Source organism: Cupriavidus sp. 30B13, assembly GCF_049059565.2.
Taxonomy (GTDB): domain Bacteria; phylum Pseudomonadota; class Gammaproteobacteria; order Burkholderiales; family Burkholderiaceae; genus Cupriavidus.
In genome coordinates, this window is record NZ_CP188223.1 from 3,635,470 (window position 1) to 3,658,950 (window position 23,481).

Below are 23,481 nucleotides of genomic sequence, written 5' to 3' on the forward strand. Positions count from 1 at the left end.
CGCGTGTCGGCGAAGCTCCTGCACGACCTCTTCCGAGACGCCGCGCACGCGCGCACGCGCAGCGCGAACAGTGATGCGTCGACGCAACGGTTTGCGCATCGTCGGCGCGATGCGAGCGCAGCGAATCGGCTACGCGCATCGTCATGCGCGCCCGGCTCGCATCCGGCTCGCATCTTGTTCGCGTCAGGTTCGCTGTCGGCGCCTCGCCGACGCGCCCCTGCGATGCGCGAACGCCGTCTCTCGACACGCGCGCCGGCGCATCGATGCACAGCGGACCATCGCGCCGTCATCCATCCGCATGCATGTCGGTGACCGTCCGACTTCGCTCTCGCGCCGACGCGATTTTTTTTGGCGCGGTCCCGCGGCGCGAGCCAGCGATGCGGCAGCGTCGTTCGCCGCGGCCGGCGCACGCGTTGGCGATGCCGGCCAGGCGTCCGGCGAACCTGGGCATGCCGGCGGATCGCCCGCGCGGACCGCGGTGGCCGTGCCGGCGAGATGCCCGGCCCGCACTTGAAACGAACGCCTAGAGGATTGCTTCGGAGACCCGCAAAGGGGCTGGTTTGCTGCATGACAGAATTTCGCCATTGCCAGCAGCGGTGCGGGTTTCCGGGCAGCAGCGGGCATTCGCCTGGTGCGTACGCAAACACCGCCATCGCATTGCGGCTGGCGTGCTTCGCCAGTAGATTGGCGTGAGCGCGCCGCGCCGTCGCGCGCACCAACCTGAAGAGAGGAGAACCCGATGCACTTTACTGTCACCCACCGCGCCGCGCGCGCCGCCAGCACGGCGGCCCGCGTCGCCGTGCTGGCCGGCGCGCTGCTGGCCAGCGCCGCGGCGCTGGCCCAGTCCTCGCCGGTCGGCGCGTGGAAGACCATCGACGACAACACCGGCAAGCCGCGCGGCCTGGTGGAGATCACCGAGAGCAACGGCGTCTACAGCGGCAAGCTGGTCAAGAGCTTCGTCGACCCGGAGGGCAGGTCCAAGGTGTGCGACAAGTGCACCGACGCGCGCCGCGACCAGCCCCTCATCGGCCTGACCATCATCTCCGGCGTGCGCAAGACCGGCGACAACGAATGGAGCGGCGGCGAGATCCTCGACCCCGAGAACGGCAAGGTCTACAAGACCAAGATGTCGCTGACCGACGACGGCAACAAGCTCAACGTGCGCGGCTTCATCGGCATCAGCCTGCTGGGCCGCACCCAGACCTGGGAACGCGAGCGCTAGCCCCGCCTCCCGCGGTGCCCGTGCGGCACGGGCACCGCAGACACCTCCGCCCGCGCCATCGCCTCCACCGTCGCCGGCAACGGTCCCGGGCGAGTCGATTTCACCGTCTCCAGCTTCCTCGCCGTTGCCATCGCGAAGCGCTTCTTGCGCGACCGGCGACGACCTGTCGTCCCTGCTGCCGGCAGTGGCCCGCCCGGAGCGGGGTTCTTCACGCGCCCGGTCGGCGGCGTCGTTCTTGGCGCCGTTCCCAGCGCCTACGCGGACCGCGTGGAACGCAAGGCGGCGCAGCGCGCCGGCGGAATGAGGGTTAGCCCTCGGGAACCGGTTCAGCAAATTGACAGCTTTGCTGTTTATCATCGCCGGAAGCCGCAATACCGGCCGGGACTTGCCGTCCACGGCGCGCGGTAACCAGAACAGCCCATGCCGATCACGGCAGACGTGGCAAACCTGCTACTGGAGACAACCATGCGTATTTCCGCCACCAGCCGCGCGCTGGCCTTTGCCCTTCCCACCCTCTGCACCACGTTCGCCACCGGCCTCGCCACGCCCGCGCACGCCGCCGACGCGTGGCCCACGCACGTCATCAAGTTCGTGGTGCCGTTTACCGCGGGCGGCGCCAACGACCTGGTGGCGCGCGCCGCGGCCGACGCCGTCGGCAAGCGGCTCGGCCAGGCCGTGGTGATCGAGAACCGTCCCGGCGCCGGCGGCGTGGTGGGCGCGGACTATGTGGCCAAGGCCAAGCCGGACGGCTACACCTTCCTGGTGGGCGCGGTGGGCACCGTCACCAACGGCCTGATCCGCACCAAGATGCCTTACGCGCAGGACGACCTGATTCCCGTGTCGCTGGTCGCGGTGAGCCCGTCGGTGATCGTGGCCTCGCCTTCGCTGCCGGTGAACAACCTGAAGGAGCTGGTGGAGTACTCGAAGAAGCAGGGCGCGGCCGGCGCCAACTTCGCCACCGCCGGCAGCGGCAGCACGCCGCACTTCGTCGAGGAGATGCTCAAGGAGAAAGGCGCGGTGCTGACGGTGGTGCCGTACAAGAGCGGCTCGGAGAGCATCACCGCCGTGATCGGCGGCCAGGTCGCGGCCACCTCGGAGGCGAGCGTGGTGGTGCTGCCCAACATCAAGGCCGGCAAGCTCAAGGCGCTCGGCGCGACCTGGGACAAGCGCATGAGCGCGGCGCCCAACATCCCGACCACCGCCGAGCAGGGCATGCCGGAAGTGCGCATCGGCCACTGGGCCGGCATCTTCGCGCCCAAGGGCACCGACCCCGCCATCCTGAAGAAGATGAACGCCGAGATGAGCGTGGCGATGCAGACGCAGGAAACGCGCGACCGCCTGATCCCCAACGGCATCGAACCGGCCGGCGGCTCGCAGGAAAGCTTCGTGGCCTTCATCAAGGCCGAGCGCGAGCGGCTGGGCCGGATCGCCAAGGCCGCCAATATGACGGCGGAATAAGAAATTCTTTCAGCCGCCCGCGCGTGGCGGCGGCAATTGTCTGTACCGGGCCTGTTACACGCAGGCCTTTTTTTATTTTCGAATTGCGTCTCAAAAGACGCTTTTTAGGCTAAATGTGAGCCCTTGTAACCTAACGTAATGGCTTTGTCCTTAAATAAGGACATTAATACACTGAAGATAATGTCTGTGATAAAAATACAAAACTGAATTGCAACGCTAATCATTCGCATTTATATTCCGGCTCGCCCAACCCATTTGTCCCGCCGTTGGCCGAACCCGAAGGCACGCAACGTCGTTCCGCTGCCAGCCAGCTCGCCCCCCAATGGCCGTACCGGAACCGAGAAACGACATGAATCGCCGCACTCCGATCGCGACCGCCCTGCTCGCGCTCTTTGCCACTCCCGTTGTCACCCTGGCCCAGACGGCCGCGACCGATCCCGCCGCCGGGCAGCCGCCGGCAACGCTCAAGGAAGTGGTGGTGCAAGGCGGCCGTGCCAACGAAGACTACGGCGCGGTGAAGAATTCGGTCAGCAAGCTGCCCGAGGACCTGCGCGACGTTCCGCAATCGGTGACGGTGGTGAACAAGGCGCTGATCGACGCACAGGGCGCCACCTCGCTGGCCGACGCGCTGCGCAACGTGCCGGGCATCACCATCGGCGGCGCCGAGGGCGGCCAGATCGGCAACAACATCAACCTCAACGGCTTCTCGGCGCGCACCGACATCTACCTCGACGGCTTCCGCGATCGCGGCCAGTACTACCGCGACGTCTTCGCGCTGGATTCGGTCGAAGTGCTGATGGGTCCGTCGTCGATGCTGTTCGGCCGCGGCTCGACCGGCGGCGTGATCAACCAGGTCACCAAGAAGCCGTCGCTGAAGGCCGCCACCACGGTGACCGGCTCGGTCACCACCAACGGCATGGTGCGCGCCACCGCCGACGTCAACACGCCGACCGGCGACACCTCCGCGTTCCGCGTCTCGGCGATGGCGCAGGACGGCAAGCCCAGCACGCGCGACGAGATGCGCGCGATGGACTTCGGCATCGCGCCGTCGTGGAAGTACGGTATCGGCACTTCCACCGAGATCACCCTGTCGGCGCTGCTGCAGCACAACGAGGACATGCCCGACTACGGCCTGCCGGCCATCAACGGCCACCCGGTCAACGTCAACCGCAACACCTACTACGGCAACAACAACGACCACACGCGCCAGGACATCGTGGCGCTGTCCGCCGGCATCGACCACAAGTTCTCGCCGAACCTGCGCCTGCGCAACCAGACCCAGTTCAACTACGTCGAAACCGATGCGCGCGAGACCGCGCCGCAATCGGTGGGTGTCATCGGTGGCAATGGCCTGTTTACTGCCCTGACGAACACCAACCTGCCACTGTCGGCCCTGGTCGTGCGCCAGCAGAGCCACGACCGCAACATCCGCGACTACTCGATCTTCAACCAGACCGAGCTGACCGCCAAGTTCGAGACCGGCTTCATCAAGCACACGCTGCTGACCGGCCTGGAAATCGGCCACGACGGCTACGACAACCAGGCCTTCGGGCGCGCCAACCCCAGCGGCCCCTGCCCCGGTTTCGTCGCATGCGTCCCGGTGATCGACCCGGTCTACCAGAACTCGCCGCCGAGCGCGGTCACCACGCCGGGCAACCTGCAGGGCGCCTCGGCCAACACCATCGCCGTCTACGCCAACGACTCGATCGAGTTCACCAAGCAGTGGAAGCTGGTGGCCGGCGTGCGCTATGACCGCTATATCGCCAGCATCAGCAACTCCATCAACTCGCAGAACACCGCCGGCAACACCGCGCTGGCCAATGCGCAGCAGACCGTCAACTTCACCAGCGTGCGGCTGGGCGGCATCTGGCAGCCGACCGAGGCGCAGTCCTACTATGTGTCGTACGGCACCTCGTTCAACCCATCGCTGGAACAGCTGACCGGCACCGTCGGCCAGACCAACCTGGACCCGGAAAAGAACAAGTCGTACGAGGCCGGCGGCAAGTGGGACCTGGCCGGCGGCGACCTGTCGCTGACCTCGGCCATCTTCCGCATCACCAAGGACAACGCGCGCAGCCAGATCGACTCCACCACCTACGCGCTGACCGGCAAGATCCAGGTGGATGGCGCCCGCGTGGGCATCACCGGCCGCATCACGCCGAAGTGGCAGGTCTTCGCCGGCTATACCTACCTCGACGCGATCATCGAGAACGGCATCGCCTCCGGCACGCAGGGCAAGATCCCGGGCAACACGCCCAAGCACACCGCCACGGCCTGGACCAGCTACATGGTCCTGCCGAACTGGGAAGTGGGCGGCGGCGCCTTCTATATGTCGCAGCGCTACGCCAACAACACCGACACCACGCAGGTCGGCGGCTTCGTGCGCTGGGACGGCATGGTGGCCTACCACCAGCCCAAGTACGACGTGCGCCTGAACCTGTTCAACATCTTCGACAAGCGCTACTACGACGCGCTGATCCAGTCGGACGGCGGCCGCTCGGTGCCGGGCACGGGCCGCACCGCCATGCTGTCGTTCACCTACCGCATGTAAGCGCAGCCCTGCGCTGAGGTAAAGTGGCGTGACATCCAGCCACGCCTCCCGGCGCCGCCTCCCGCGGCGGCGCCGGCGCACCACCCTGCCGAGATCGCCATGCTTGTCTGCATTCCCAAGGTCCTCAACGCGGAGCAGCTCGCGGTGCTGCGCCAGCAGCTCGATTCGGCCGGCGCGGCCTGGGTCGACGGCCGCGTCACCGCCGGCTATTCCGGCGCGCCCGTCAAGTTCAACCAGCAGATCGACGAGCGCTCCGAGGTGGCCGCGCAATGCCAGCAGCTGATCCTCGCCATGCTGGAGCGCAATCCGCTGTTCATCAGCGCGGCGCTGCCCAATATCGTCTACCCGCCGATGTTCAACCGCTACGGCGAGGGCATGACGTTCGGCGCCCATGTGGACGGCAGCGTGCGCATCCACCCGCACAACGGCCGCAAGCTGCGCACCGACATCTCCGCCACGCTGTTCCTCAGCGACCCCGCCAGCTATGACGGCGGCGAGCTGCAGGTGGAAGACACCTACGGCATCCACAGCGTCAAGCTCGAGGCCGGCGACATGGTGGTCTACCCCGCCACCAGCCTGCACCAGGTCACCCCCATCACGCGCGGCACGCGCGTGGCCAGCTTCTTCTGGATCCAGAGCCTGATCCGCGACGACGCGCAGCGCGCGCTGCTGTTCGACATGGACAACGCGATCCAGAAACTGAACCAGACCGGCGCCGACGAAGGCGCGCGGCGCTCGCTGGTGGGCTGCTACCACAACCTGCTGCGCCAGTGGTCCGAGACCTGAACGCGCGCGGGTAGCGCCGCTCAGGCGAACTGCTCGGCCAGCGCGGCGCGCACCTGGCCCACCAGCGGCGCCTCGCCGGCGCGCGCGGGCAGCAGGAAGAATTCCGCGACCGGCAGCGCCGGCAGCCTGAGCCGGGCGATCGTGGCGGCATCGATGCGGGCCACGCCCGGCCCGATGGCGGACTCGTTCAGGCACGAGATGCCGAGCCCGGCGGACAGCGCCAGCTGCAGCCCGGCCACGCCGGAGGCGGAATGCGCCACCACATAATCGAGCCGGCGCCGCCGCAGCATCTGCACCACATACTGGTGCAGCGAGCAGGTATCGGGCAGCAGCACCAGCGGCAGCGGCGCGCCGGGCGCGCCGGCCTCGCCCGGCGCGGCCACCCAGGCCAGCGCCTCGCGGCGCAGCACCATGCCGCGCGCGCCGCGCCCGGCCGCCCCCTCCTTGCGTGCGCCGCGCGCGCCGGGCAGCCGCATCGACAAGCCGATGTCGAAGGCATCGGTCTGCGCGCCCGCCTCGATCATGCCGCTCTTCATCACGGTCACGTGCAGCCGCAGGTGGGGATAGTGCTCGCGCAGCCGGCGCAGCATGCCGGCGATCTCGCCCGGGCGGAAGTAGTCCGTCACCGCCAGCCGCAGTTCGCCGTCGAGCGTGTGCCCGCGCAGGTCCTGCAGGGCGAGGTCGGACAGGGCGAGGATGCGGCGCGCGTGTTCGAGCAGGCGCAGGCCGGCCGGCGTGGGCGCCGCGCCCTGCTTGCCGCGCACCAGCAGCGGCACGCCGGCGCGCTCCTCCAGCTTGCGCAACTGTTCGCTGACCGACGATTGCGAGAGAAACAGCCGGGGCGCCGCGGCGGACAGGCTGCCGGCGTCCGCCACGGTGACGAAGGTGCGTAGCTGATCGAGTTCCAGGGCGCGCATGGCAAGCTCCGACATGTTTCGGGATTATCGATGGATGGTATCGCAAATTCCCGTTTTTCCGATGGAAGGCAAAGCCCTAGACTGGCATCACCAAGCACCGGACGGCCGGATCCCCGGCCGCCAACCACGCCAGAAGGAGCCAGCCATGCCCCATGTCAACCTGCAGATCTCCGGCCAGCCCGACGCCGCCCTCACCCGCCGCAGCGCCGCCGCCGTGGCGCAGATCACGCAGCGCGTGCTCGGCAAGAAGCCGGAGGTGATCACCGTCGCCGTGCAGTACCTGGACCACGATCACTGGATCGTCGCCGGCGCGCCGCTCTCGGAGCACAAGCGCAACGCCTTCCACCTCGATATCAGCGTGACCGACGAAACCAATACCAAGGCGGAGAAAGCCCGCTTCCTGCGCGAGGTGTTCGAGGCCCTGTCCGAACTGGTCGGCAACGTGCATCCGGTCTCGTATATCCACGTGATCGATGCCCGCGCCGCCACCTACGGCTACGGCGGGCTGACGCAGGAGTACCGCTACCAGCACGGCTGAAGTGCCGCAAAAAGCCCCGCGCAGGCCAACTCTTGAGGAAGGACATTCCGCCGCGCGGCGAGCTGTGGCAAAGTCGCCCCCTTTGGACTGCGGGGGATGGCGCCACGAGCGCCGTCCCCGCGAAGATAAAAAGGAGAACCGATGTCCTTCCTCGTCGTGCTGGCCGCCCTGGCCTTCCTGATGCTGGCCGCCTACCGCGGCTACAGCGTCATCCTGTTCGCCCCGCTGGCCGCCCTCGGCGCGGTGCTGCTGACCGAGCCCGCCGCGGTGGCGCCGGTCTTTTCCGGCATCTTCATGGAGAAGATGGTCGGCTTCGTCAAGCTGTACTTCCCGGTGTTCCTGCTCGGCGCGGTGTTCGGCAAGGTCATCGAGCTGTCGGGATTTTCCGAATCGATCGTGGCCGCGGCCATCCGCTATATCGGCCGCTCGCGCGCCAACGCGGTGATCGTGGCGGTGTGCGCGCTGCTGACCTATGGCGGCGTGTCGCTGTTCGTGGTGGTGTTCGCGGTCTACCCGTTTGCCGCCGAGCTGTACCGCCAGAGCAATATTCCCAAGCGGCTGATGCCCGGCGCCATCGCGCTCGGCGCGTTCTCGTTCACCATGGATTCGCTGCCCGGCACGCCGCAGATCCAGAACATCATCCCCACCACCTTCTTCAAGACCACCGCGTGGGCCGCGCCGGTGCTGGGCGTGCTGGGCTCGCTGTTCATCATCGTCGTGGGCCTGTCTTACCTGGAATGGCGCCGCCGCGCCGCGGCCGCGCGCGGCGAGGGCTACGGCACCGAGCTGCGCAACGAGCCGGAGCGCAGCCACACCGGCCACCTGCCGCATCCGGCGCTGGCCTTGCTGCCGCTGGTGACGGTGGGCGTGGCCAACTTCGTCTTCACGCGCATGATCCCGCAGTGGTACGGCAGCAGCTACAGCGTGACGCTGCCCGGGCTGGCCAAGCCGGTGGAAACGCAGATCGCCACGGTGACCGCGATCTGGGCGGTGGAAGCGGCACTGCTGCTGGGCATCGTGGTGGTGCTGGCGACCGCCTTCGGCGCGGTGCGCGAGCGCTTTGCCGAAGGCAGCAAGAGCGCGGTCGGCGGGGCGCTGCTGGCGTCGCTGAACACCGCATCGGAATACGGCTTCGGCGGCGTGATCGCCGCGCTGCCGGGCTTCCTGGTGGTGAGCGACGCGCTTAAGAGCATTCCCAACCCGCTGGTCAACGCGGCGGTGTCGGTCAGCACGCTGGCCGGGATCACGGGCTCGGCCTCGGGCGGCATGAGCATTGCGCTGGCCGCCATGTCCGACACCTTCATCCACGGCGCGCAGGCCGCCGGCATCCCGCTCGAGGTGCTGCACCGCGTGGTGTCGATGGCCAGCGGCGGCATGGACACGCTGCCGCACAACGGCGCGGTCATCACCTTGCTGGCGGTGACCGGCCTGACCCACCGCGAGTCGTACCGCGACATCTTCGCGGTCACCGTCATCAAGACCCTGGCGGTCTTCTTCGTCATCACGGTCTATTACCTGACCGGCCTGGTCTGAGCGCGGCAGCGGGGACACCGCGCCCCGCCCACGCCCCCGCCTCGTGCCCCTTGTGCATCGCGCCGTCCTTGCCTAGTGTGGGTGGGTAGGCGGGCGGCCGCGCGTGCCTTGCGCGGCACGCGCGCTGCCCATCCCTTCCCGACGGAACCACTGCATGAGAACCGTGAATCTGCCCGGCGGCGAAGCCGTTCCCGCGCTTGGCATGGGCACCTGGAACATGGGCGAGAAGCCGGCCGCGCGCGCCGAGGAACTGGCCACGCTGCGGCTCGGCCTGGAGCTCGGCCTGCGCCTGATCGACACCGCCGAGATGTATGGCGAGGGCCGCTCGGAGGAGCTGGTCGGCGAGGCCATCGCCGGGCGCCGCGACGAAGTGTTCCTGGTCAGCAAGGTCTATCCGCACAACGCCGGCCGCAAGGACGCGGTGGCCGCCTGCGAGCGCAGCCTGCGCCGGCTCGGCACCGACCGGCTCGACCTCTACCTGCTGCACTGGCGCGGCGGCGTGCCGCTGGCCGAAACCATGGCCGCCTTCCTGGCGCTGCAGCAGGCCGGCAAGATCCGCCATTTCGGCGTCAGCAACCTGGACCTCGGCGACATGGAGGAATTGTGGCGCGTGCCCGGCGGCGAGCAGGTGGCGGTCAACCAGTTGCTCTACAACCTCACGCGGCGCGGCATCGAGTGGGACCTGCTGCCCTGGCTGCGGCGCCACGGCGTGCCGCTGATGGCCTACTCGCCGATCGAGCAGGCGGCGCTGCTGCGCAATGCGCGCCTGGCGCGCTTCGCCGCGCAGCACGGCATGAGCCCCGCCCAGGCCGCGCTGGCCTGGCTGCTGGCGCGCGACGACGTCATCGCCATTCCCAAGACCGGCCACCGCGAGCGCCTGCGCGAAAACCACGGCGCGCTGGCGCAGCGGCTCTCGCCCGGGCAGCTGGCCGAGCTCGATGCCGCCTTTGCGCCACCGCGCGGCCCGCACCCGCTGGAAATGCTCTGATCCCCGGCGTGGCCGCGGCCCGCCGCCACCGCGCCAGCCAAGGAACCCACGCCATGCCCATCGACTACGACGCCATCATCATCGGCACCGGCCAGGCCGGCCCATCCATGGCGGCGCGCCTGGCCGCGGCCGGGCGCAAGGTGGCCGTGATCGAGCGGCGGGCCTTCGGCGGCACCTGCGTCAACGACGGCTGCACCCCGACCAAGGCCATGGTGGCAAGCGCCTACGCGGCGCACCTGGCGCGCCGCGCCGCCGATTTCGGCGTGGTGGCGGGCGGCCCGGTCACGGTCGACATGGCGCGCGTCAAGGCGCGCAAGGATGGCATCGTCGCCAGGTCCAGCCACGGCGTGGAAGCCTGGATGCGCGGCCTGGAGAACGCCACCGTCTACCTGGGGCACGCGCGCTTCGAGGGCCCGGACACCGTGCGCGTGGGCGACACGGTGCTGCGCGCCGGCCAGATCTTCATCAACGTGGGCGGGCGCGCCTCGGCCCCGCCGATGCCTGGGCTGGAGCAGGTCGACTACCTGACCAATACCAGCATGATGCTGGTGGACAAGCTGCCGCGGCACCTGCTGGTGGTGGGCGGCAGCTACATCGGGCTGGAGTTCGGCCAGATGTTCCGCCGCTTCGGCAGCGAGGTCACCATCGTGGAGCGCGGCCCGCGCCTGATCCCGCGCGAGGACCCGGACGTGTCGGAGGCGATACGCGGCATGCTCGCCGCCGAGGGCATCGGCCTGCGCCTGGGCGCCGAGTGCATCTCGCTGGAACGGCGTGGCGCCGAGGTCGCCGTGAAGATGGCCTGCACCGAAGGCGCGCCCGAAGTGGTTGGCTCGCACGTGCTGCTGGCCGTGGGCCGCCGTCCCAATACCGACGACCTCGGCCTGGACCGCGCCGGCGTGGCCACCGACGCGCACGGCTATATCGAGGTGGATGCGCAGTTGCGCACCAATGTGCCCGGCATCTGGGCGCTGGGCGACTGCAACGGGCGCGGCGCCTTCACCCACACCGCCTACAACGACTTCGAGATCGTCGCCGCCAACCTGCTGGACGCGGCGCCGGGCGCAGCGCCGCGCACCGTGGGCGAGCGCATTCCCGCCTATGCGCTCTACACCGATCCGCCGCTGGGCCGCGCCGGCATGACCGAGCAGCAGGCGCGCGCGTCCGGCCGCCGCGTGCTGGCGGGCATGCGCCCGATGACGCGCGTGGCCCGCGCCGTGGAGAAAGGCGAGACGCAGGGCTTCATGAAGATCCTGGTCGATGCCGACAGCCGCGAGATCCTGGGCGCGGCGGTGCTGGGCGTGGGCGGCGACGAGGTCGTCCACTGCATCCTCGACACCATGTATGCGCGCGCGCCCTACACGGTGCTGCAGCGCGCCGTGCACATCCACCCCACCGTGTCCGAGCTGGTGCCGACCATGCTGGGCGAGCTGCGGCCGCTGGCGCCGGCAGCCTGAGCGCGGCCCGGCACCCGGCATGTCCACCACGCCGCTGGCCCAGGGGCCGTGCGACGACGGCGCGCTGCGCCACGCGCCACCCCCTGCCGACGGTCCCGGCTGCCCCCGCGCCGACGAGCCGTGGGTGCTGGCCGCCACCATCCTGGCGTCGAGCATGGCCTTCATCGACGGCACCGTGGTCAACGTGGCGCTGCCCGCGCTGCAGAAGGACCTCGGCGCCGGCCTGAGCGGCATGCAATGGGCGGTGGAGGCCTACGCGCTGCTGCTGGCGGCCTTGCTGCTGGTGGGCGGCGCGGCGGGCGACCGCTTCGGGCGCCGCCGCGTGTTCGCGCTGGGCGTGGCGGTCTTCGCCGCCGCTTCGGCCTGGTGCGGGCTGGCCGGCAATATCGGCCACCTGGTGGCGGCGCGCGCGGCGCAGGGCGTGGGCGCGGCGCTGCTGGTGCCGGGCAGCCTGGCATTGCTGTCGGCCTCGTTCGACGAAAGCCGGCGCGGCAAGGCCATCGGCACCTGGTCCGGCGCCACCGCCATGACCACCGCGCTCGGGCCGGTGGTAGGCGGCTGGCTGATCGAGCACCTGTCGTGGCGCGCCGCCTTCCTGGTCAACCTGCCGCTGGCCGCGGCGGTGCTGCTGATCGCGTTTTGGCGTGTGCCGGAAAGCCGCGCGCCAGCGCAGCCGGGCCCGCTCGACTGGCCCGGCAGCCTGCTCGCGGCGCTGGGGCTGGGCGGCGTGGTCTATGCCTTGATCGCCTCGCCGGAGCAAGGCTGGGGCCGGCCCGCCGTGTGGCTGCCGGCCGCCGCCGGCGTGCTGGCGCTGGCCCTGTTCGCGCGCGTGGAGGCGCGCGCGGCCAATCCGGTCATGCCGCCGGCGCTGTTCCGCTCGCGCGCTTTCCTCGGCGCCAACCTGCTGACCTTGCTGCTCTACGCGGCGCTCGGCGGCGGCCTGTTCTTCTTCCCGCTCAACCTGATCCAGGTGCAGGGCTATTCGCCGACCGGCGCCGGCGCGGCGCTGCTGCCCTTCATCCTGCTGATGTTCCTGCTCTCGGGCTGGGCCGGCGGCCTGGCCGACCGGCACGGCGCGCGCCGGCCCCTGATCGTGGGACCGCTGGTGGCGGCAGCGGGCTTCGCCCTGTTCGCGCTGCCAGGCGCCGGCGGCAGCTACTGGACGACGTTCTTCCCGGCCGTGGCGGTGCTCGGCGCGGGCATGTCGATCAGCGTGGCGCCGCTGACCACCACGGTAATGAACGCGGTGCCGCCGGGCACGGCCGGCACCGCGTCGGGCATCAACAATGCCGCCGCGCGGGTGGCGACGCTGCTGGCGATCGCGGGGCTTGGGATCGTGATGGCGGGGGTGTTCGGCCACCGGCTGGAGCGTGCGCTGGCGCGGCCGGGCGCGGTGCCGCCGCAACTGGCGCTGGCGGTGCAGGCGCAGCGCGGCCGGCTGGCCGCCATCGCGATCCCGCCGGCGGCCGATGCGCAGGCGGCCCGCCATGTCCGGCAGGCGGTGGACGAGGCCTTCGTGGCGGGCTTTCGCGCGGTGATGCTGCTGTCGGCGCTGCTGGCGGCCGGCGGCGCGGGCTGCGCCTGGTGGCTGCTGCCGGCCGGCCGGCGCGCGGCGCCCGCGATGCCGCCGGCCCGGCCCTGAGGGCCGCTCAGCGGCGCGGCGCGGGTGCCGTGCGCTCGCCCAGGTAGACCAGCAGCAACTCGTCCGGGGTCAGGCGCCGCAGCCGGGCCTCGCGGCCGATGGCGCGCTCCAGCTCGCTGAGCTGGAACGCCGCCACGCTCATGCCGGCCGCGCGCGCGTGGCGCTCGGTGATCGCCTTGAGCAGCGACACCACCTCGGGATTGTCGGCAAGAAAGCGCTCGTGGGCGAGCTGGAGGCGTTCGGGGGAGAGATTCATCGGAAGCGGACTGCCATGGAGTGAGGGGGGCCGTGCCCGCGCATTACACCACAGCGGCGGGCCGGCCGGCAGCCCGGTCAGTGCTGGCCGGCGTTGTAGCGCTCCCGCTCGACGTAGCGGACCACGTAGCTGCGGGTCTTGGCCTCGGTGTCCTGGGCCAGGCGGTCGGCGGCCTGGCGCGCGCTGTCGTGGCCGTGCGAGGACACCATCTGCGCATCGAGGTAATCGCGGAACGCGCCGCGCATGGCGTCGAGCGTGGGCTGGCATGCCTTGAGCGCAGCGCCGGCCAGGTCCTGCGCCGAGCCGCGCCCGGGCAGGCCGGCATCGGCCTTGTCCCTGGCGCAGGCGGTATAGTCGGCGCGCAGTGACTGCCACTGCGCATTGGCTGCGCTGAGCGCCTGCGGATCGGCCGCGAGCGGGCGCGAAGCGCAGGCCGCCAGCAAGGCGGCGGGAACGAGGACGAGAGCGGATTTGGCGAATGTCATGCTTCATGGACCGGCGCGGCCGGCGCCAGGTTCCTGCCAGGTCGGCAAAGCGCGGGAAAACCCCGCACCCGCACCCTTGCCGCCAATTTGTAGGACAGAGACGCCGCAAATTGCAGTTTCGTCCTACACCGTTTGAACCGGCCGCCTTGTATATTTCTCCAGAAACGCGGAGGTTTGAGCAGTACGCCGGGAAAAGGCGATGCAGAATTTTCCTGTGCGATTCACGTTTCTACAAGTGCCGATTACGCCTATCCTTGAGCACGGGGAGCGTGAAGTTTGCTCCGGGGTAACGGTGCAGTGCGGTAAAACAATCAGGAGAGTGAGTATGGAACGCAGATCGTTTCTGACGGCAGGGGCAGGACTGATAGTGGCTTCTTCGGGTTTGCTGGGCGCCTGCACCACCACGCCGAGCGCGCCTACCGACAAGTCGGCCAAGCGCCGCGAGATCGACAGCGGCGTGGACGGCGCGCTCAACAAGCTGTACGCCACGGCGGGCAGTTCGCGCCAGCTGGCCAACCGCGCGCGCGGCATCCTGGTCTTCCCCAACACGCTGTCGGCCGGCTTCGTGATCGGCGGCGAGTATGGCGACGGCGCACTGCGCACGGGCGGCGCCACGCGCGGCTACTACCGCATCATCTCGGGTTCGGTGGGCTGGCAGATCGGCGCGCAGTCCAAGGCCATCATCCTGATGTTCATGACCCAGGACGCGCTCGACAAGTTCGTCAACAGCAGCGGCTGGACCGTGGGCGGCGACGCCACCGTGGCGCTTGCCACCATCGGCGCCAACGGCACCATCGACACCAACACCGCCCAGCAGCCGATCGTCGGCTTCGTGGTGACCAACGCGGGCCTGATGGCGGGCCTGTCGCTGGAAGGCTCCAAGATCAGCAAGCTCGATATCTGATCCGGGGTCCGGGACGCAGGCAGGGGGCCGGGATGCCGCAGGCAGCCCGGCCCCCTGCCGCTTTGGCGCCACGCCGGCCGGCGCGCGGCTGCCTCGCCTCTCCAGTTGCCGCGCCTCGCCATTGCCTCCCGTTGCCTTGCGGCTCCCCGCGCCACGCACTTCACGCATTGTTACCGCACCGGTCACGCTAACCGGCTAGAATCGGTCCCTTTGGCCGAATTCCCATGTGGTTCAAGAATCTCCAGTTGCACCGTCTGTCCGCGCCGTGGACCCTTGCCGCCGACGAAGTCGAGGCCAGCCTCGCGCGCCATGCCTTCTTCCCGGGCACCAGCCTGGAAATGCAGACCCAGGGCTGGGCCTCCCCGCGTGAGAACGGCGCGCTGGTCCACCTGGTCGGCAAGCAGATGCTGCTGACCCTGCGCACCGAGAAAAAGCTCCTGCCCACCACCGTGGTCAACCAGGTCACCAAGGCGCGCGCCGCCGAGATCGAAGAGCAGCAGGGCTTCAAGCCCGGCCGCAAGCAGATGCGCGAGCTCAAGGAACAGGTGACCGAGGAACTGCTGCCGCGCGCCTTCAGCATCCGCCGCGACACCCGCGTGTGGATCGACCCGGTCAACGGCTGGCTGGCCATCGACGCCGCCTCCCCGGCCAAGGCCGACGAAGTGCGCAGCCTGCTGTTCAAGTCGATCGACCCGCTGCCGCTGGAAACGCTGCAGGTCAACCTGTCGCCGGTCGCCGCCATGACCGAGTGGCTGTCGAGCGACACCGCGCCGGCCGGCTTCACCGTGGACCAGGAGATCGAGCTGCAGTCCAGCGCCGAGAGCAAGGCCACCGTGCGCTACGTGCGCCATCCGCTCGATCCCGAGGACCTGCGCCGCCACATCGCCGCCGGCAAGCGCTGCACGCGCCTGGCGATGACCTGGAACGACCGCGTCTCCTTCGTGCTGACCGAGTCGCTGGCCGTCAAGCGCGTGGCTCCGCTCGACGTCATCAAGGAACAGGCCGATCCGGGCGCGCGCGACGAAGACGAGCGCTTCGACGGAGACTTCGCCATGATGGCGGGCGAGCTGGCCGGCCTGCTGGCCGACCTGACCGCGGCGCTGGGCGGCGAGCGCAAGACGGGCGAGGCAGCGGCCACCGAGCGCAAGGCCGCCTGAGCCGCCTGAGCCGCCTGAGCCGCCTGAGCCGCCTGAGCCGCCTGAAGCCGCCTGAAGCCGCCTGAAGCCGCCTGAAGCCGCCGCCCGGCCGCGCCGGCGGCGGCGGGCGGCGCGGTTCAGCCGCCCTGCTGCGCCACCAGCCTGGCGTCGATCTCGCGCGCCCGCGCCACCGCCGGGCGCGAGGTGGTGCGCCCGATGTAGGCCTGCACCGCCGGCGTGGCCTCCACCAGCTTGAATTGCGTGGTCCAGGCCAGCGCGGTACCCCACAGCACGTCCGCCGCGCTGAAGGTGTCGCCGAGCAGATAGGGGCCCTTCTCCAGCTGGGCGAACAGCGTGCCGATGGTGGTGGCGTAGTCGCCGTAGGGACACATCGAGCGCGGCGTCTCGCGCTGCTGCGAGTGGTCCACCAGCGCCGGCTCGAAGCTCGATCCGTAGAAAGCCAGCCAGCGCAGGTAGGGGCCGCGCAGCGGATCGGTCAGTGCCGGCGCGAGCTTCGCCTGCGCAAACAGGTCCGCCAGGAAGATGAAGATCGCCGGCTGCTCGGTCACCAGCGCGTCGCCGTAGCGGATCGCCGGCACCTTGCCCATCGGGTTGATGGCCAGGTAGGCCGGCTCGCGCTGCTCGCCGGCCTTCATGTTGAGCGAGTGCAGCCGGTAGGGCGCGCCCAGTTCCTCGAGCAGCGTCAGCGTGCCGGTGGAACGCGTGTTGGGCGAGTGGTAGAGCGTGATTTCGGGTTGCGTCATGGGTGGCATGTCTCCTGAAAACAGCGTGGGGAAAAAGCGGCGGCCTCGCCGGCCGCTCTGTTGCTTCATGGCTCCGCCCGCTAGTGTTGCATCGTTCGCCGCCTCGGGGAACCACGGCGGGCCGCGACTCAGGCAGGCCCGAGATGCGCGGCGAGGTAGTCGATCAGCACGCGCACCTTGGGCGGCAGGAAGCGGTTGGGCGGATACAGCAGCCACACCGGCCCCACGTAGGCGCGGGCCTGCATTTCCCAGTCGGCCAGCACGCGCGCCAGCGTGCCGTCGCGCAGCGCCGCGGCGGCGGCGAAGTCCGGCAGCGCGGCGATGCCCAGCTCCTGCTGCGCCGCCTCCAGCCGCGCGCCGGCGTGGTTGGCGATATAGCGCCCCTTCACCGCCACCGTATGGACCTCGCCGTCGCGGCGCAGGCGCCAGCGGTTGTCGTCGGCGGTCTCGCCGAGATAGAGGCAGTCGTGGCGCGCCAGCTCGCGCGGGTGCGCGGGCGTGCCGTGCGCGCGCAGGTAGGCCGGCGACGCGCACAGCACCCAGCGCACCGCGCCGAGCCGCCGCCCCGCCAGCCCCGGCGGCGGCCGCTCGGTCAGCCGGATCACGAGGTCGAGGTCGTGCTCGAGCGGATCGGCCTCATGGTCGGTAAACACCAGCCGCAGGTCGATGCCGCCGTGGGCGCGCAGGAATCCCGGCACCAGCGGATGGATCACCGTCTTGGCGAACGCGGTCGGCGCGCTCACGCTGACCGTGCCCTGCGGCCGCGCGGCCAGCTGGCCCGCGGCATCCACCGCGCCCGCGGCCGCGCTCACCATGTCGCGGCAATGGCGGTACACCTGCGCGCCCGACTCCGTCATGCGCAGCTTGCGCGTGGAGCGCTCCAGCAGGCGCGTGGCCAGCGCTTCCTCCAGCCGCTTGATCTGGCGGCTCACGGTCGACGGCGTGCTGCCGAGCTGGCGCGCGGCGAGCGAGAAATTGCCGGCATCCACCACACGCGCGAACACGGCCAGGTCGGGCAGCAGGGCTAGGAAATCGGTCGGGTTCATCGGCACGGGTCGGGATGAATGGGGGGCGGCGGGCGGCGGCCGGGCTGGTGACGCACGGCCTGGCGCATCTATGCATCGGCGACATAAAAGCTGTGCGCGCCAACCCGATTATCGGCGTCCACGCAAAGCCGGACAATGCCTCTCTCGCCTGTCTGCCTCCCGGAACCGCCCATGCCCGCCTCCACCACGCCCAAGCGCCTGCTGATCCTGTCCGACCTGATGCTGCTCGCCGTCGCCATCGTGTGGGGCAGCAGCTACGGCGTGGTCAAGGGCGCCCTCGCCTTCTATCCGGTGCTGGGGCTGCTGGCGCTGCGCTTCGGCATCACCTTCGTGATCCTGAGCCCCGCGCTGGCGGCGCTGCGCCAGGCCGACCGCGCCGCCTTGCGCGGCGTGCTCGGCACCGGCGTGCTGCTGCTCGGCATCTTCCTGTGCGAAACCTTCGGCGTGCTGCTCACGCGCGCGGCCAACGCGGCCTTCCTGATCAGCCTGTGCGTGGTGCTGACGCCGCTGGTGGAGTGGCTGCTGCTCAGGCGCCGCCCGGCACGCCTCGAATGGGCCGCGGTGGCGCTCTCGCTGGCGGGCGCGTGGCTGCTGGCCGGCGACGGCGCGCTCGCCTTCAACCCGGGAGACGCGCTGATCCTGGCCGCCGCGGCGCTGCGCGCGCTGATCGTCTGCGCGACCAAGCGCGTCATGCGGGCCGCGCCGTTGCCGACGCTGACGATGACCGCGGTGCAATCCGGCGTGGTGGCCGCCGGCAGCGCCGCGGTGGCGCTGGCGCTGATGCCGGCGCAGTGGCAGCCGCTGCCCGCGCTGGCCGGCCACGGCCCGTTCTGGGGCAGCGTGCTCTACCTGGTGCTGGCCTGCACGCTGTTCGCCTTCTTCGCGCAGAACTACGCCATCCGGCGCAGCAGCCCCACCCGCGTGGCCTTGCTGATGGGCAGCGAACCGGCCTTCGGCGCGCTGTTCGCCAGCCTCTGGCTGGGAGAGCGGATTTCCGCCACGGCCTGGGCCGGCGGCGGACTGATCGTGGCGGCCTCGCTGCTGGCGACGGTCCGGTTCGGCAAGGCGCAGCCCGCGCCCGGCGCGCCGCCGGCGCAGGACGGGGCGCCATCGGCTAAGCTAGCCGCTGGCACCGGCCAGGAGACCCCAGCATGACGATGACCCAGCAATATGCCGAGCACGAGCCCGCACGCGCCGAGATCGACGCCCTCAAGGGCGCCGTGCTGGTCGAGTTCGGCGCGCCCTGGTGCGGCTACTGCCAGCACGCCCAGCCGCACCTGGCCCGCGCGCTGGCCGCGCACGCGGGCGTGCGGCACTTCAAGATCGAGGACGGCAGCGGCCGGCGGCTGGGCCGCTCGTTCCACGTCAAGCTGTGGCCCACGCTGGTGTTCCTGCGCGACGGCGCGGAAGTGGCGCGGCTGGTGCGCCCGGACGGCCCCGAGGCCATCGAGCGGGCGCTGCGGCAGATCGGCGACTGACGGCCGCGCAAGGCCGGCGCGGACAAAAAAAGCCCCGCATGCCACAGGCATGCGGGGCTTGTCGGCAGTTGCCGGGCGACGGCCCGGCAGCACCTCAGTCCCAGCTCAGCGCGCCGCCGGTCTGGTACTCGATCACGCGCGTCTCGAAGAAGTTGCGTTCCTTCTTCAGGTCGATCATCTCGCTCATCCACGGGAACGGGTTTTCCTCGTTCGGGAACAGCTGCTCCAGGCCGATCTGCTGGCAGCGGCGGTTGCAGATGAAACGCAGGTAGCCCTTGAACATCGGCGCGTTCAGGCCCAGCACGCCGCGCGGCATGGTGTCCTCGGCGTAGCGGTATTCCAGGTCCACCGCCTTCTTGAACAGCTCGGTGATCTCGGCCTTGAACTCGTTGGTCCACAGGTGCGGGTTCTCGAGCTTGATCTGGTTGATCAGGTCGATGCCGAAATTGCAGTGCAGCGACTCGTCGCGCAGGATGTACTGGTACTGCTCGGCGGCGCCGGTCATCTTGTTCTGGCGGCCCATCGCCAGGATCTGCGTGAAGCCGACATAGAAGAACAGGCCTTCCATGATGCAGGCGAACACGATCAGCGACTTGAGCAGCTTCTGGTCGTTCTCGGGCGTGCCAGTGGTGAAGGCCGGGTCGGTCAGCGTGTCGATGAACGGGATCAGGAACTCGTCCTTGTCGCGGATCGACTGCACCTCGTGGTACGCGTTGAAGATCTCGGCTTCGTTGAGGCCGAGCGACTCCACGATGTACTGGTAGGCGTGCGTGTGGATCGCTTCCTCGAAGGCCTGGCGCAGCAGGTACTGGCGGCATTCCGGCGCGGTGATCTGGCGGTAGGTGCCCAGCACGATGTTGTTGGCGGCCAGCGAGTCGGCGGTGACGAAGAAGCCGAGGTTGCGCTTGATGATGCGGCGCTCGTCTTCGGTCAGGCCGTTCGGGTCCTTCCACAGCGCGATGTCGCGCGACATGTTGATTTCCTGCGGCATCCAGTGGTTGGCGCAGCCGGCCAGGTACTTTTCCCAGGCCCACTTGTACTTGAACGGCACCAGCTGGTTGACGTCGGTCGAGCCGTTGATCACGCGCTTGTCGGCGGCGTTGACGCGGCGGTCGCTTTGCACGGCGGCGGCGTTCGGGTGGTTGCCGAGGATGCCCGAGCCGGCCGGCTGGGTGGCGGCGGGCGGCAGCACGCCTTGCTGGTCGGCGCCGAGGCCGGCCTGCAGGGCGGGTTGGGGAGCGGGCTGCGGTGCAGCCGGCGGGGTGGCTTGAACGTCGTCGTCCCAGCTCAGCATGGTGTGGTTCTCCGTGGAATTCTCTAGTGGGCCGCACCCGCGGCCCACTCTGGGCTTGCGGGGGCGGCTTTCAGCTTACTGGCAGGCTTCGCACTCTTCGAAGCCGGGGTCGCCCGGACGCATGGTGCAGACCGCGCCCTCGGCTTCCGGCATGGCCGGCGCGGAGGCCGCGGCGCGGTCCAGGCCGGAGGCGGCCAGGCCGCCGTCGCTGCCCGACGACACGGCGTTGAGCGAGCCGCGCGACACGGTGGATTTCTCCACGTGCGTGGCCGCCATGGTGCGCAGGTAGTACGTGGTCTTCAGGCCGCGCAGCCAGGCTTGCTTGTAGGTGTCGTCCAGCTTCTTGCCCGAGGCGCCGGCCATGTAGATGTTCAGCGACTGGGCCTGGTCGATCCACTTCTGGCGGCGGCTGGCCGCTTCCACCAGCCAGCTCGGCTCGACTTCGAACGCGGTGGCGTAGATGTCGCGCAGGTCCTGCGGGATGCGGTCGATGCGCGACAGCGAGCCGTCGAAGTACTTCAGGTCGGCGACCATGACCTCGTCCCACAGGCCGCGCGCCTTGAGGTCGCGCACCAGGTAGTCGTTGACCACGGTGAACTCGCCCGACAGGTTGGACTTCACGTACAGGTTCTGGAAGGTCGGCTCGATGCAGGCCGACACGCCGATGATGTTCGAGATCGTGGCCGTCGGCGCGATCGCGATGCAGTTCGAGTTGCGCATGCCGTGCTGCTTGATGCGCGCGCGCAGGCCGGTCCAGTCCATCGACGAGGACATGTCGACTTCCAGGTAGCCGCCGCGTTCCTCGGCCAGCAGCTTGAGCGAGTCCTGCGGCAGGATGCCGCGGTCCCACAGCGAGCCGTCATAGCTGCTGTAGCGGCCGCGCTCCTCGGCCAGCTCGGTCGAGGCCAGGTAGGCGTAGTAGCACACCGCTTCCATCGAGGTGTCGGCGAACTTGACGGCCGCGTCGCTGGCGTACGGCAGGCGCAGCACGTGCAGGCAGTCCTGGAAGCCCATGATGCCCATGCCGACCGGGCGGTGGCGCAGGTTGGAGTTCTTCGCCTTGTCGACCGCGTAGTAGTTGATGTCGATCACGTTGTCGAGCATGCGCATGGCGGTGCGGATGGTCTTCTCGAGCTTGGCGTGGTCGAGCGCCTGGGTGCCGTCGGCCTGCTGCTTCAGGTGGGCCACCAGGTTCACCGAGCCCAGGTTGCACACGGCGATCTCGCTCTCGTTGGTGTTGAGCGTGATTTCCGTGCACAGGTTGGAGCTGTGCACCACGCCCACGTGCTGCTGCGGGCTGCGGATGTTGCACGGATCCTTGAAGGTGATCCACGGGTGGCCGGTCTCGAACAGCATGCCCAGCATCTTGCGCCACAGCTGCATGGCGGGGATCTTCTTGAACAGCTTCAGTTCGCCGCTGGCGGCCTTGGCTTCGTAGCCGAGGTAGGCCGCCTCGAAGGCGCGGCCTACCTTGTCGTGCAGGTCCGGGCAGGTGGCCGGCGAGAACAGCGTCCATTCGCCGTTTTCCATCACGCGCTTCATGAACAGGTCGGGAATCCAGTTCGCCGTGTTCATGTCGTGGGTGCGGCGGCGGTCGTCGCCGGTGTTCTTGCGCAGTTCGAGGAATTCCTCGATGTCCAGGTGCCAGGTTTCCAGGTAGGCGCATACCGCGCCCTTGCGCTTGCCGCCCTGGTTGACCGCCACCGCGGTGTCGTTGACCACCTTCAGGAACGGCACCACGCCCTGCGACTTGCCGTTGGTGCCCTTGATGTGCGAGCCGAGCGCGCGCACGTTGGTCCAGTCGTTGCCCAGGCCGCCGGCGAACTTGGACAGCAGCGCGTTTTCCTTGAGCGCTTCGTAGATGCCTTCGAGGTCGTCCGACACGGTGGTCAGGTAGCACGACGACAGCTGCGAGCGGCGCGTGCCCGAGTTGAACAGGGTCGGCGTGGACGACATGAAGTCGAACGACGACAGCAGCTGGTAGAACTCGATGGCGCGGCCTTCGCGGTCCTTCTCGTTCAGCGCCAGGCCCATGGCCACGCGCATGAAGAAGGCCTGCGGCATTTCGATGCGCACTTCGTCCACGTGGAGGAAGTAGCGGTCGTACAGGGTCTGCAGGCCGAGGTAGTTGAACTGGAAGTCGCGCTGGGCGTCCAGCGCGGCGCCCAGGCGGGCCAGGTCGAAGGTGGCCAGCTTTTCGTCGAGCAGCTCGGCTTCGATGCCGCGCGCGATGAACTTGGGGAAGTAGTCGGCGTAGCGCGACACCATTTCGGTCTGGGTCACTTCGGCGCCCAGGATTTCCTTGCGGATGGTGTGCAGCAGGATGCGCGCGGTGACCTGGCTGTAGGCCGGGTCCTTCTCGATCAGGGTACGCGCGGCCAGGATGGCCGAGTCGTAGACCTGGGTCATGGGCACGCCGTCGTACAGGTTCTTGAGCGTTTCCTTGAGGATCGGCTCGGCGCTGACGGCGTCGCCGAGGCCCGAGCAGGCGTTGTCGATCAGCGCGTGCAGCGAGCTCACGTCGAGCACGCGGGCCACGCCGCCGTCGGTCACGTTGAAGGTGGCGCCGCCTTCCTGCACGCGGGCAACCGCCTGGGCATTGGCCTGGGCGCGTTCCTGGGTGCGCTTCTCGCGGTACAGCACGTAGGAGCGGGCCACTTCATGCTCGCCCGAGCGCATCAGCGCCAGCTCGACATGGTCCTGCACGTCTTCGATATGGAAGGTGCCGCCGCTCGGGCGGCTGCGCAGCAGCGCGCGCACCACGTTCTGGGTGACCAGCTCGACCACTTCGCGCACGCGCGCGGAAGCGGCGCCCTGCCCGCCGTTGACGGCCAGGAAGGCCTTGGTCACGGCCACCGAGATCTTGCTCGGCTCGAACGCCACCACGGCGCCGTTGCGGCGGATGATCTTGTAGTCCTGGTAGTTGCCAGCGCCGGCAGCAGCGGGGCTCGACTGCGGGTTGGCTGCGACACCGGCGGCGACGGCGCCGGTGGAAAATTCGTTCTGGGCTGTCTGCATGAGGAACTCCT

At 69.5% G+C, this 23,481-nt stretch carries 20 protein-coding genes and 1 pseudogene; 14 read left to right on the plus strand and 7 right to left on the minus strand.

Annotated elements, in window-relative coordinates:
- Window positions 1-739 precede the first annotated feature (739 nt).
- The 5 genes and pseudogenes from ACKI2N_RS16680 to ACKI2N_RS16700 all read left to right on the plus strand — a co-directional run bounded on the left by ACKI2N_RS16680 (window position 740) and on the right by ACKI2N_RS16700 (window position 6,017).
- Window positions 740-1,222: a DUF2147 domain-containing protein gene (locus ACKI2N_RS16680; RefSeq protein WP_420996434.1), complete on the plus strand. Its 483-nt coding sequence runs from the start codon at window positions 740-742 to the stop codon at window positions 1,220-1,222.
- Window positions 1,223-1,273: 51 nt separating this feature from the next.
- Window positions 1,274-1,507 (plus strand): annotated as a pseudogene (locus ACKI2N_RS16685) (MFS transporter); the annotation flags it as partial.
- A gap of 180 nt (window positions 1,508-1,687) precedes the next feature.
- Window positions 1,688-2,680 (plus strand): Bug family tripartite tricarboxylate transporter substrate binding protein, encoded by a 993-nt coding sequence (locus ACKI2N_RS16690; RefSeq protein ID WP_420996435.1) that lies wholly within the window; start codon window positions 1,688-1,690, stop codon window positions 2,678-2,680.
- Between the two features lie 349 nt (window positions 2,681-3,029).
- Window positions 3,030-5,231, plus strand: coding sequence for a TonB-dependent receptor (locus tag ACKI2N_RS16695; RefSeq protein ID WP_420996436.1), 2,202 nt, complete (start codon window positions 3,030-3,032; stop codon window positions 5,229-5,231).
- Window positions 5,232-5,330: 99 nt separating this feature from the next.
- On the plus strand, window positions 5,331-6,017 hold the full coding sequence (locus tag ACKI2N_RS16700) for a Fe2+-dependent dioxygenase (RefSeq protein WP_420996437.1): 687 nt from the start codon (window positions 5,331-5,333) through the stop codon (window positions 6,015-6,017).
- 20 nt (window positions 6,018-6,037) lie between these two features.
- Here ACKI2N_RS16700 and ACKI2N_RS16705 read toward each other — a convergent pair whose 3' ends face one another.
- On the minus strand, window positions 6,038-6,934 hold the full coding sequence (locus tag ACKI2N_RS16705) for a LysR family transcriptional regulator (RefSeq protein ID WP_420996438.1): 897 nt from the start codon (window positions 6,932-6,934) through the stop codon (window positions 6,038-6,040).
- 145 nt (window positions 6,935-7,079) lie between these two features.
- On the opposite strand from ACKI2N_RS16705, the gene ACKI2N_RS16710 reads away from it, so the two are divergent.
- The 5 genes from ACKI2N_RS16710 to ACKI2N_RS16730 all read left to right on the plus strand — a co-directional run bounded on the left by ACKI2N_RS16710 (window position 7,080) and on the right by ACKI2N_RS16730 (window position 13,089).
- Window positions 7,080-7,472 carry a tautomerase family protein gene (locus tag ACKI2N_RS16710; RefSeq protein ID WP_420996439.1) on the plus strand — a complete coding sequence of 131 codons (393 nt, stop codon included), beginning with the start codon at window positions 7,080-7,082 and terminating at the stop codon, window positions 7,470-7,472.
- 141 nt (window positions 7,473-7,613) lie between these two features.
- The gene (locus ACKI2N_RS16715) at window positions 7,614-9,005 is read left to right on the plus strand and encodes a GntP family permease (RefSeq protein ID WP_420996440.1); all 1,392 of its coding nucleotides are present in this window, start codon (window positions 7,614-7,616) and stop codon (window positions 9,003-9,005) included.
- 154 nt (window positions 9,006-9,159) lie between these two features.
- The gene (locus ACKI2N_RS16720; RefSeq protein ID WP_420996441.1) at window positions 9,160-9,993 is read left to right on the plus strand and encodes an aldo/keto reductase; all 834 of its coding nucleotides are present in this window, start codon (window positions 9,160-9,162) and stop codon (window positions 9,991-9,993) included.
- Between the two features lie 53 nt (window positions 9,994-10,046).
- Window positions 10,047-11,447, plus strand: coding sequence for an FAD-containing oxidoreductase (locus tag ACKI2N_RS16725; protein ID WP_426990001.1), 1,401 nt, complete (start codon window positions 10,047-10,049; stop codon window positions 11,445-11,447).
- Window positions 11,448-11,466: 19 nt separating this feature from the next.
- Window positions 11,467-13,089 (plus strand): MFS transporter, encoded by a 1,623-nt coding sequence (locus tag ACKI2N_RS16730; RefSeq protein ID WP_420996443.1) that lies wholly within the window; start codon window positions 11,467-11,469, stop codon window positions 13,087-13,089.
- 7 nt (window positions 13,090-13,096) lie between these two features.
- On the opposite strand, the gene ACKI2N_RS16735 is transcribed toward ACKI2N_RS16730, so the two are convergent.
- The gene (locus ACKI2N_RS16735) at window positions 13,097-13,345 is read right to left on the minus strand and encodes a DUF6388 family protein (RefSeq protein WP_420996444.1); all 249 of its coding nucleotides are present in this window, start codon (window positions 13,343-13,345) and stop codon (window positions 13,097-13,099) included.
- Between the two features lie 77 nt (window positions 13,346-13,422).
- Window positions 13,423-13,830, minus strand: a complete 408-nt coding sequence (locus ACKI2N_RS16740) for a hypothetical protein (RefSeq protein WP_420996445.1) — start codon at window positions 13,828-13,830, stop codon at window positions 13,423-13,425.
- 325 nt (window positions 13,831-14,155) lie between these two features.
- On the opposite strand from ACKI2N_RS16740, the gene ACKI2N_RS16745 reads away from it, so the two are divergent.
- Both ACKI2N_RS16745 and ACKI2N_RS16750 read left to right on the plus strand, forming a co-directional pair.
- Window positions 14,156-14,734, plus strand: coding sequence for a BPSL1445 family SYLF domain-containing lipoprotein (locus tag ACKI2N_RS16745; RefSeq protein ID WP_420996446.1), 579 nt, complete (start codon window positions 14,156-14,158; stop codon window positions 14,732-14,734).
- A gap of 224 nt (window positions 14,735-14,958) precedes the next feature.
- Complete coding sequence (locus ACKI2N_RS16750) at window positions 14,959-15,891, plus strand: recombination-associated protein RdgC (RefSeq protein WP_420996447.1); 933 nt, start codon at window positions 14,959-14,961, stop codon at window positions 15,889-15,891.
- Window positions 15,892-16,007: 116 nt separating this feature from the next.
- Here the strand turns inward: ACKI2N_RS16750 and ACKI2N_RS16755 are convergent, their stop codons facing one another.
- Together ACKI2N_RS16755 and ACKI2N_RS16760 are read right to left on the minus strand one after the other, a co-directional pair.
- Window positions 16,008-16,634 (minus strand): glutathione S-transferase family protein, encoded by a 627-nt coding sequence (locus ACKI2N_RS16755; protein ID WP_420996448.1) that lies wholly within the window; start codon window positions 16,632-16,634, stop codon window positions 16,008-16,010.
- Between the two features lie 128 nt (window positions 16,635-16,762).
- A complete protein-coding gene (locus ACKI2N_RS16760) occupies window positions 16,763-17,680 on the minus strand; it encodes a LysR family transcriptional regulator (RefSeq protein WP_420996449.1) in 918 nt (305 codons plus the stop codon).
- A gap of 171 nt (window positions 17,681-17,851) precedes the next feature.
- On the opposite strand from ACKI2N_RS16760, the gene ACKI2N_RS16765 reads away from it, so the two are divergent.
- Both ACKI2N_RS16765 and ACKI2N_RS16770 read left to right on the plus strand, forming a co-directional pair.
- Window positions 17,852-18,835: a DMT family transporter gene (locus tag ACKI2N_RS16765; RefSeq protein ID WP_420996450.1), complete on the plus strand. Its 984-nt coding sequence runs from the start codon at window positions 17,852-17,854 to the stop codon at window positions 18,833-18,835.
- A complete protein-coding gene (locus ACKI2N_RS16770) occupies window positions 18,832-19,158 on the plus strand; it encodes a thioredoxin family protein (RefSeq protein ID WP_420996451.1) in 327 nt (108 codons plus the stop codon). The genes ACKI2N_RS16765 and ACKI2N_RS16770 overlap by 4 nt, the downstream gene beginning before the upstream one ends.
- A 94-nt stretch (window positions 19,159-19,252) precedes the next feature.
- On the opposite strand, the gene ACKI2N_RS16775 is transcribed toward ACKI2N_RS16770, so the two are convergent.
- Window positions 19,253-20,452 carry a ribonucleotide-diphosphate reductase subunit beta gene (locus ACKI2N_RS16775; RefSeq protein ID WP_420996452.1) on the minus strand — a complete coding sequence of 400 codons (1,200 nt, stop codon included), beginning with the start codon at window positions 20,450-20,452 and terminating at the stop codon, window positions 19,253-19,255.
- Between the two features lie 75 nt (window positions 20,453-20,527).
- On the minus strand, window positions 20,528-23,470 hold the full coding sequence (locus tag ACKI2N_RS16780) for a ribonucleoside-diphosphate reductase subunit alpha (protein WP_420996453.1): 2,943 nt from the start codon (window positions 23,468-23,470) through the stop codon (window positions 20,528-20,530).
- Window positions 23,471-23,481 lie beyond the last annotated feature (11 nt).

Bases quoted from the DNA above. Each gene is read 5' to 3' on its own strand.
- ACKI2N_RS16680 (WP_420996434.1), top strand. From the start codon at position 740: ATGCACTTTACTGTCACCCACCGCGCCGCGCGCGCCGCCAGCACGGCG.
- ACKI2N_RS16690 (WP_420996435.1), top strand. From the start codon at position 1,688: ATGCGTATTTCCGCCACCAGCCGCGCGCTGGCCTTTGCCCTTCCCACC.
- ACKI2N_RS16695 (WP_420996436.1), top strand. From the start codon at position 3,030: ATGAATCGCCGCACTCCGATCGCGACCGCCCTGCTCGCGCTCTTTGCC.
- ACKI2N_RS16700 (WP_420996437.1), top strand. From the start codon at position 5,331: ATGCTTGTCTGCATTCCCAAGGTCCTCAACGCGGAGCAGCTCGCGGTG.
- ACKI2N_RS16705 (WP_420996438.1), bottom strand. From the start codon at position 6,934: ATGCGCGCCCTGGAACTCGATCAGCTACGCACCTTCGTCACCGTGGCG.
- ACKI2N_RS16710 (WP_420996439.1), top strand. From the start codon at position 7,080: ATGCCCCATGTCAACCTGCAGATCTCCGGCCAGCCCGACGCCGCCCTC.
- ACKI2N_RS16715 (WP_420996440.1), top strand. From the start codon at position 7,614: ATGTCCTTCCTCGTCGTGCTGGCCGCCCTGGCCTTCCTGATGCTGGCC.
- ACKI2N_RS16720 (WP_420996441.1), top strand. From the start codon at position 9,160: ATGAGAACCGTGAATCTGCCCGGCGGCGAAGCCGTTCCCGCGCTTGGC.
- ACKI2N_RS16725 (WP_426990001.1), top strand. From the start codon at position 10,047: ATGCCCATCGACTACGACGCCATCATCATCGGCACCGGCCAGGCCGGC.
- ACKI2N_RS16730 (WP_420996443.1), top strand. From the start codon at position 11,467: ATGTCCACCACGCCGCTGGCCCAGGGGCCGTGCGACGACGGCGCGCTG.
- ACKI2N_RS16735 (WP_420996444.1), bottom strand. From the start codon at position 13,345: ATGAATCTCTCCCCCGAACGCCTCCAGCTCGCCCACGAGCGCTTTCTT.
- ACKI2N_RS16740 (WP_420996445.1), bottom strand. From the start codon at position 13,830: ATGACATTCGCCAAATCCGCTCTCGTCCTCGTTCCCGCCGCCTTGCTG.
- ACKI2N_RS16745 (WP_420996446.1), top strand. From the start codon at position 14,156: ATGGAACGCAGATCGTTTCTGACGGCAGGGGCAGGACTGATAGTGGCT.
- ACKI2N_RS16750 (WP_420996447.1), top strand. From the start codon at position 14,959: ATGTGGTTCAAGAATCTCCAGTTGCACCGTCTGTCCGCGCCGTGGACC.
- ACKI2N_RS16755 (WP_420996448.1), bottom strand. From the start codon at position 16,634: ATGACGCAACCCGAAATCACGCTCTACCACTCGCCCAACACGCGTTCC.
- ACKI2N_RS16760 (WP_420996449.1), bottom strand. From the start codon at position 17,680: ATGAACCCGACCGATTTCCTAGCCCTGCTGCCCGACCTGGCCGTGTTC.
- ACKI2N_RS16765 (WP_420996450.1), top strand. From the start codon at position 17,852: ATGCCCGCCTCCACCACGCCCAAGCGCCTGCTGATCCTGTCCGACCTG.
- ACKI2N_RS16770 (WP_420996451.1), top strand. From the start codon at position 18,832: ATGACGATGACCCAGCAATATGCCGAGCACGAGCCCGCACGCGCCGAG.
- ACKI2N_RS16775 (WP_420996452.1), bottom strand. From the start codon at position 20,452: ATGCTGAGCTGGGACGACGACGTTCAAGCCACCCCGCCGGCTGCACCG.
- ACKI2N_RS16780 (WP_420996453.1), bottom strand. From the start codon at position 23,470: ATGCAGACAGCCCAGAACGAATTTTCCACCGGCGCCGTCGCCGCCGGT.